Origin of the sequence: Klebsiella sp. D5A, assembly GCF_001620885.1 — a bacterium.
Taxonomy (GTDB): domain Bacteria; phylum Pseudomonadota; class Gammaproteobacteria; order Enterobacterales; family Enterobacteriaceae; genus Klebsiella; species Klebsiella variicola.
On the sequence record NZ_LOAR01000032.1, the window covers coordinates 1 to 7720 of the forward strand.

Consider the following 7720-nt stretch of genomic DNA (forward strand, 5'->3'; position numbering starts at 1 on the left):
ATGACAGCGCTCTTGCGGTTGAGGTGATGAACGTTAGCGGGACGCTGCAACCTACCGGGCGGAAAATGCCATCTCAGGTGGCGGTTGATAACAGCATTCTTATTTCAGCCAGACTTGCATCAGATTCTGCCGCACGCCAGGCGCTGTTACATGGCATGAGCATGCCGGAACGCCGGGCACTGGCCGCAGACTTTAGTCAGTATCTCGGCCAGTTTGCTGCAGGTGGATCGTCAGTACTTAATGGTTCTGCGACCTGTGCTGACATGACGTTACTTAACATACAGTCATTTTCGACATCCTTTGCTACCGCTGCGTGTATTTTGACGATTACCGGTGCAGGAAGAACATTATTCCGGCGTGGATTTTTTAACGGTGAATCCCTTGCCGATGGTGTGCTGAGCACTCCTTTTTTTGATGTATCTGTTCGTTCAGCATTGATCAACAGCGTCACTGGTAACAATTCCGCAGCGACCTGGGTACTGGAAGGCACAATGCGCCTTCCCCGAGCATATTCCACATCCGAATCCAGGGTATTGCGTGACAGAGAAAATCGTATTGCTGTGGGTATTGCCTCCGCAGCCTATACCTATACCGCTGATACCATTACTTTTGATGCCGCTACAGGTGTTGTTCGTATCGTCGTGGCACAGGGGAAAATGACCAGCGCAGGGTTTGAGAATACGGCTGCCGGTGCCCAGGCTTATTTCTGGCAAACCTACGGGGACCTGATACTTAGCCAAAAATCGACCGTGACGCAACAACTTCCGGAATACACCCTGTTTTTTGCCGAACCCGGAAATATCACGGTGGCAACAGATCAGAACTGCACCGCTACCATTCAGATCACTAAAAAACTGGTACTGGACACCGGCGCAATGCTGGCCCGTGCAGTAGCGGCCGATCTTCGTTCGCAGAATGCCCGATATGCTACCGATAAATACAGGGACCTGGTTACGGCCCTCAAAGACTATAAATACCACCTTGGGGCAGTGGGTAACTATGGTTCATCCGTCAACTTCAGCGCCAATTTCGCCGGTGACAGTATTTTCAGCCTCGATAAATTATCGCTATCGGCGAATATTCGCCGGGCTGTTATGAGTCTTGTCGATGCAGCAGGTGTAGCTTCAACTGTCACTCTTCTGGAAGGTGAATCTATAACCGGGCACACCATTAATTCGCCCTATGTCGACTTTGTTCTACAACCTGTCGGAATCTACAGCCTGTCTGTCAATACTGACTCGGGAAGAACGATATTTAAAATCCCTGTCACTCTTCCGGGAGCGCTGCCCGCTGATTCAACCCGTATCATCCGTGACAGAACCGACTATTTCGGAGCCTATACCCCCTCCACCCTGTATAGCGGAACGACAAGGGGGATTACCTATGAAGCGGCAACCGGCAGTCTGATTATGGCTGTCATGAATGCTGATGTCGTCCTGGCGGGATATGCACTTACCACTGCCGGTGTTATTCAGTATGTCACTGAGAAACTCGCTGGATATGTTTTCAGCCAGGTAAGCGCAACCGTTGCCACCCGGCCTTTCAGTAATCTTTTCCGGGCCAGTGCCGGGGCGGTTTCACTGACCACCGATACGGCTGTCACTCTGACAGGAAATTTCTACGGAGCGAAAATGTCTTCTGATGGTTTGACGACTTACCAGCGTTATGAGGCGGTGGTAAAGAACAACAGTGGCTCTGCAACCGGTCTTCGCCCTGTCAGGGTGAAATGCAAGTTCAAGGCAGGCGAAGTTCCAAACGACAAATGTATTGTGGTGACGGATATCGACGGACAAGTCTATCCCTGCCAGTGGGCCGGGGAGCCGGACTTTAATCCCCGCCGTGGTCGGACCCTGAGTTACTGGGGGGATGATTCTCTTCGTAGCGGTGAACTGCTTATCTTGGATAATCTTGCCGCCGGACAAGCTAAAAAGTACATCATCAAAGCATTCCCGACAGAGCAGACAGCATCATCGGTAAATCACACCGTTCAGGAAACGAGCACGAGTTTTCTGGTTACAGCGGATGATGGAACCCAGGTCCGCTTTGACAGCATCGTAGGATGGCTCCCTTACAAGCTGAACAGAGACGGCATGACGTACACGGCAATTTGCCAGCAGCTGCTGATCAGGCTTTCAGCTGGCGCCTGGTCTATCTTCACCGTGAATTATCAGGATGCAAAGTACACAGTCATCAGTGACGGGCCGGTGTTTACGGAAGTCGAAACCACGTTTACGAATGGTGTGGCCGGGGATAATCAGGAAATATCGGCGGGTTTGCTGAAATTCACCTACCGTACGAAGATTTTCCGTAATGGTTATATCCAGATTGATGCGGCGGTGCGACTGACGACGGATATGGCTGCAAACGTACTTTTTGGGTGCATGACCCGGCTTCAGCTGAATTCGACGGCAACCAAAAACATACGTAACGAGTACAACGCCATCTGGGCAGACAACGCTGTCTCCCGTTCCGTATCCATCCGCTGGGCAGGAGGGGATGTCATCCGTGATGAGGCAGAGAATGCAACGCTGGGTAACCGTCCGCCGGTGGCAGGACTGACGGCAACGACTTCCTACCTGCGGTTTGACGGTGGCTGGCAGGCTGGCGCTATCTATGGTTCAGCTAAAACAACCCTGGGCGCACCAAAAAACTGGACTTGGACCGTCGGCTTTAGTGTCCATCTGAATGAGCCGGTTACGGACAATGTTGCACTCTCCGATGTCGAACTGAATCCGGTTGTTGGGTTTGCTGCCCGGTCTTCCGTGTACCCCCGCGTTCGCCAGGCGGCATTAATGTCGCGGCTGGGAAATATTGTCTGTGGGCTTTCTTCATGGAATGACCACGACGCCAGCGCAACGGACAATGCGAATGGGGCATTCAATACCGTCACGGGGGATATCGTCCGGCTATTGCACCTGCGCACAGGAACGTTTGCGGGCGTTTACGCAAAATTTCAGTCCTGGGCTCTGGCTCAGTACGGCGGCGCGGGTATCGCCAGTATTCACCTTGGCGCGCCGGAGGCTTACCAGTCCCTCCAGTTTGCCTCCCGCCTGGTACTGCCTCAGTTGTGGTGGTTGTATCAACTGGCAGTGATGGAAGGTGATGCGGCAAAACAGACTGAACTGAAGACCGCCATCGACCGGATGGCATCGGACTGTTACGCGGCATTTGGCGGGGTGGGTAAAGCTAACAGCAACTTTTATGCGGCGGCATTCCGCGCATGGGCGATGGCAGTGGCCACCGGCACCGATCCGTCAGGTAACTATACAGCTGCGATGAATATGGTTGACGGCCAGTTCTCCAGCCCGACGTATTTTGCCGGGGTGAAAAATATCATCACCGATAACGTTGTCGAGAACGTGCCGAAGCGCATGTATCTGCACTACCAGATGTACGCCTGGAACAACTATCTCATTGGTTGCCGGATCACAGGTCGCGCTTCGGTGCTTGATATGACGACGTTTGCCCTGAATGCGATTTCTGGTTACGGGGGATTAAAGGAGGTGGATTACTGTACGGCGGAATCACGACGAGGAGTGCCATCAACGGTGGCGTTTATGTTGTATCCGCTTCTGCATTCTGGCGATAACTCCTGTCTGGAGGCTGCGGAACGTATGATGGATGCTTTTGACGAATATGGCGGAGCCAACACGAATGGTCAGATAAAGTTATGGGATCTTGATTATTACTCCGTTGTGTCAACCAGATTTTCAGACTATACATTCGCCTGCAATATTATGGCTGACGTTTGGATGCAATTCTGGAAAAATAATGCTGGCTAAATTTATAAGCTGAGTCATACAGAAATTGAGTAAGTTTTTTATGGAATAAAACCACGGATGGTTAATCGCTCTAATAAGATAGCCTTCCATGGCTATTTATTATTATCCTAACTGTCGTTGGCGAAAATACTGATCCAGCCAGACATCAGAGAAGGTCGTTGCGCAGAACGGTATATCGGTTGTGGCTACAGTACTTCCAGCCTGATAACCATCGAAACCGAAATAGCGCTTGGGTAAGCCGGATTGTGGTCCATATTCAGAATTGAACAGATCCAGAGATGTCAGCAGTGCATTCATCATCGAGGGCCTTCCGGAGATCATCATCGGGTATGCAGCAAACGTGATGGTGTTAAAACTGCCCCGCCGGCTTTCCGATGCGCAGTAGTCAATCTCATCAAATCCGCCCAGGGCTGACGACGACATGAGAATAAAGTTATCCATGTCGAAGGCAGATTCCCTGCCAGCAGCTGTACACCCCAGCAGGTAATTGTTGTAGGCAAATACCTGATAATGCACCCACCAGTTAGCCGACAGCACGTCTGATGCTCCTTCCTTGAGGATGTTCTGGGCATACATAAACCCGGAACTTTGCATCAGCAGAGACTGAATCCCATTATAGGTTGCCAGATAAGCCCCTGCAGCGTCCTGCCCGGACATGATCCCCAGCGCAACAATCCTCAGTCCTGTGGCATTGCTGTTCGAGTTACCTTTCCCCGCAACTGATCCCTGTAGCCCGACTCCGCCATTAGCGTTGTAGTAAGTCACTATCGCATCGGCAAAGCTTTTTATCGCTACGGCAGTTTTATCCCTGACAGTCGTGTTTCCTTTCAGAACCGCAACCTTATAGAGCCAGTGCAGAACCGGAACACTGATGCGGGAAGCGAACTGCAGAAGATGCCCGCCATTTAGATAAGAAGCCCCAATATTTGCCAGCACAGGTACCCCGAACGATTTCACGACCGTTTCAAGTTGTGTGTAAATTCCCTCCAGCGTCCCGAGGCCGTCTTTCAGATATCTGACAATCTCATACGTTACCGGCGCATATTTAAACGTGCGCGTATCTCCCGGCCCGCCTTCCCACTGCCGGGCATCACCGGAATACCACCAGTCCATCGACCCGTCCAGATGCAGTTCAATTTCGCGGAGTGCCCGGCGGACCTGGGTAGATGGATATGATGACTGTCCAAGGAAACCAACCGGACGATTCAGCACCCTGGAGAACACATCCCTGGCTGTTGCTGAAGGTGACCTCATGTCAAACCAGAACTCGCTTGTCCAGGCCCAACCTTTGTTGACCGGCCAGGTAATAAAGGAGTTGTGGTCCTGGGTCTGATATTTCCAGCCAGCATACAATCTCACGGAAGAAGATGACGGGTTACGAACTTCCAGCATGGTAGGACGTGTCGGTCCATATGTCTGCCCGTCACGATGTACATCGCCGTTCGCCCTGACTGCTGTCACCGCCCATTTATCGCCGCTGGTCGGGTCTGTAAAAATAACTGATGCGGCCTGTGGGTCATACGGATACGCACCGTCCCCGAAAGTCAGTCGCGCGATGACCCCAGACAGGGTTGATACCGGCAGAGCAACTTCCATCGATGACACCAGGCGGATTTGCAGTTTCCCGTTACGAAAGAGACGGTAACGCATCACTGCCCGTACAGCCTGGGAAGGAACGTTATCAATGGGCAGATTCCAAGAAACCACCTCAATCTCGACAAACACTGGTCCAGTATTGATCAGTCGAATGGATGAAGCCCCCTGAAAACCTGCCTCCTGGTAAGCGCCGGAAGCCCATGTTGAGCCACTCAGATAGGCGTTAAGCGTGATGTTGTGAACGGTCCCGTTGGGGTCAGTGATCGAGGCAAGTGCCCATGCCCCGGCAGCCACTACACCGGAATTGGTGAACGTCAGAGTATAGCCATCAAGCGTCACTGTACGCTGTGTCGCTGATGGCACAGTCAGCAAAGGGCTTTCAGCATAAGATTTTCTGGCCGTGGCGTAAGCTTTCAGCTCAAAGAACCGGGTTTCTCCCGCCGGAACAGAGGCCAGCGTAAAGACAGAGCCTGCTGCCAGGGAACCATCAGGATGAAATCCCGGCTGTGAGCGCTGACGCGGGTTTGGATGCTCCGTGCCTGAGAACTGGCAATCGTACTCCAGGCCGTTTTCATCCGTCAGAACCAGACATTCCTGAGACGGTACTTTTCCCGCAGGGAACCGGACTTTGAGTTCTACGGGGTAGTTAAGATAGTCCTGCGTAGTGGCATTTTTAACATCGCCGGTTACGCGGACATAGTCGCCGACGTCGGCCCCGTTCACTGCATCCTCTTCGTAGACCCGGAGTATAATACCGTTCCTGTCACCAGAGGAATTCAGATGTTCAATACTAAGCGCGCCAGCAGGAACCCTCAGAGCCATAATGTCCTGCAGGTCACGGGTGATCTGCCATGAGGCCGTTCTGTAGGTGAATACTGAATTGCGAGACAGCCCGTAAAGATAATTGAAAATCGCTGACGGACTGAACAGAGGTACCCCGGCGGCATCAAGCAGAGTAACAGGAACCGAAAACTGCAGGCATCCGTTTCCCTTATACCCACCCAGTGAAGTGACAATATCGGTCCGTAGCAGCGCTGATTCATTCCCGGTGACATAGCTGAACTGGCCCGCCAAATCGACACAACCGGGTACGCCAGTGTTAGTCAGAGTCCATACGGCGCCATCCTTTCTGATGAATTTCGCGATAACCATCACCGCACCAGGAAACCAGGACGTTGAAGTTACCGAGACACCATCAGTGTACCGTATCTCTACCCCCTTAAGCTCATTCAGTCGATGTGCCTCACTGAATCCCTGAAGGATACCATTCTGCAGCAGTGACTGATTGGCAGGTACAATGCGCCTGCCAACCCGCATGCCGTTAACGCTGAAAGCGAGATCCACCATGCGCGGGGCATACTGATTATCATCTGCACTGGTTGACTGAATGGTATCAATAACGATAAGGCGGTTTTTATCCGAATATCCAGGCAGGCCGAGGAGCGGCCCGTTATACACAAGGCGTGAATAGCGTCCGTTCAGCGCCAGATCTTTTGCTACCGCGGCTGAAACTGCATTGCTGTGTAAAACTTCGGGAACCTGGTTCATTTCCCCGGAATTCATAACAGAAAAAGCAAAAACAAGACCTGTACTGGCATCAACTGTCAGAGTACCTGGGGGAACTGAAAACAGGGATGCCGTATGAATGACTTGCGTAGTGGTTGAAGCATAATAAAAAACCTTCTCGGGCCACATCGACTGCAGATAAGCCTGGACGCCTGCTGGGGTTGCCGGATATCCGGCAGCGCTCAGTTCAGTGCGAGGAATAGTGACCTGAAGATAGGTACCGGAGGAATGCAGAACCACGCCACGCAACGCTGTTGTGGAGCCCTGATCAGCCCGTATAGAAGCAAAGTCATGTTCCGGATCGAACGCGGTGTACTGTGATGTCGCAACAACGCCATCACCAACGACCGGAAAAAAGGCTGCACGGAGAACATTCGCTTCCACAATGACATTTGATACTGTCATTTCCTTTAGGTACAGGGGATTATAATGTGTGGTTATATCCCCGTCAGTTAGCGTCTCTCCCGGGAAAAAATCCCTGCTAAAAAACTCGTTGGTACCTGCAGTGAGTACGAGTTTTGCTGAGGTATCCCCCCCGGCAGGAAGAGACGCAGTTCGCAGCTGCCCAACAGCCTCATCAGATAACGACCAGCTTCCAGATGCCGTAAGTGAAAGAGCTTCTGTCAGTGTCAAACGTGAAAGCGTTTCTGTTATCTCAACAGATTCTTCAAGGGCATGTGCAATTTTATCCAGTTCTGCCTGAGATGGCATTTTCCGCCCGGTAGGCTGCAGCGTCCCGCTAACGTTCATCACCTCAACCGCAAGAGCGCTGTCAT

At 52.0% G+C, this 7720-nt stretch carries 2 protein-coding genes; one reads left to right on the forward strand and one right to left on the reverse strand.

Going from position 1 to position 7720, the window contains the following annotated elements:
- The first annotated feature begins 23 nt into the window (after positions 1-23).
- Positions 24-3782 carry a hypothetical protein gene (locus AS136_RS25715; RefSeq protein WP_206743621.1) on the forward strand — a complete coding sequence of 1253 codons (3759 nt, stop codon included), beginning with the start codon at positions 24-26 and terminating at the stop codon, positions 3780-3782.
- Positions 3783-3884: 102 nt separating this feature from the next.
- On the opposite strand, the gene AS136_RS25720 is transcribed toward AS136_RS25715, so the two are convergent.
- A partial coding sequence (locus tag AS136_RS25720; RefSeq protein ID WP_148718841.1) for a hypothetical protein occupies positions 3885-7720 on the reverse strand: 3836 nt, incomplete at its 5' end.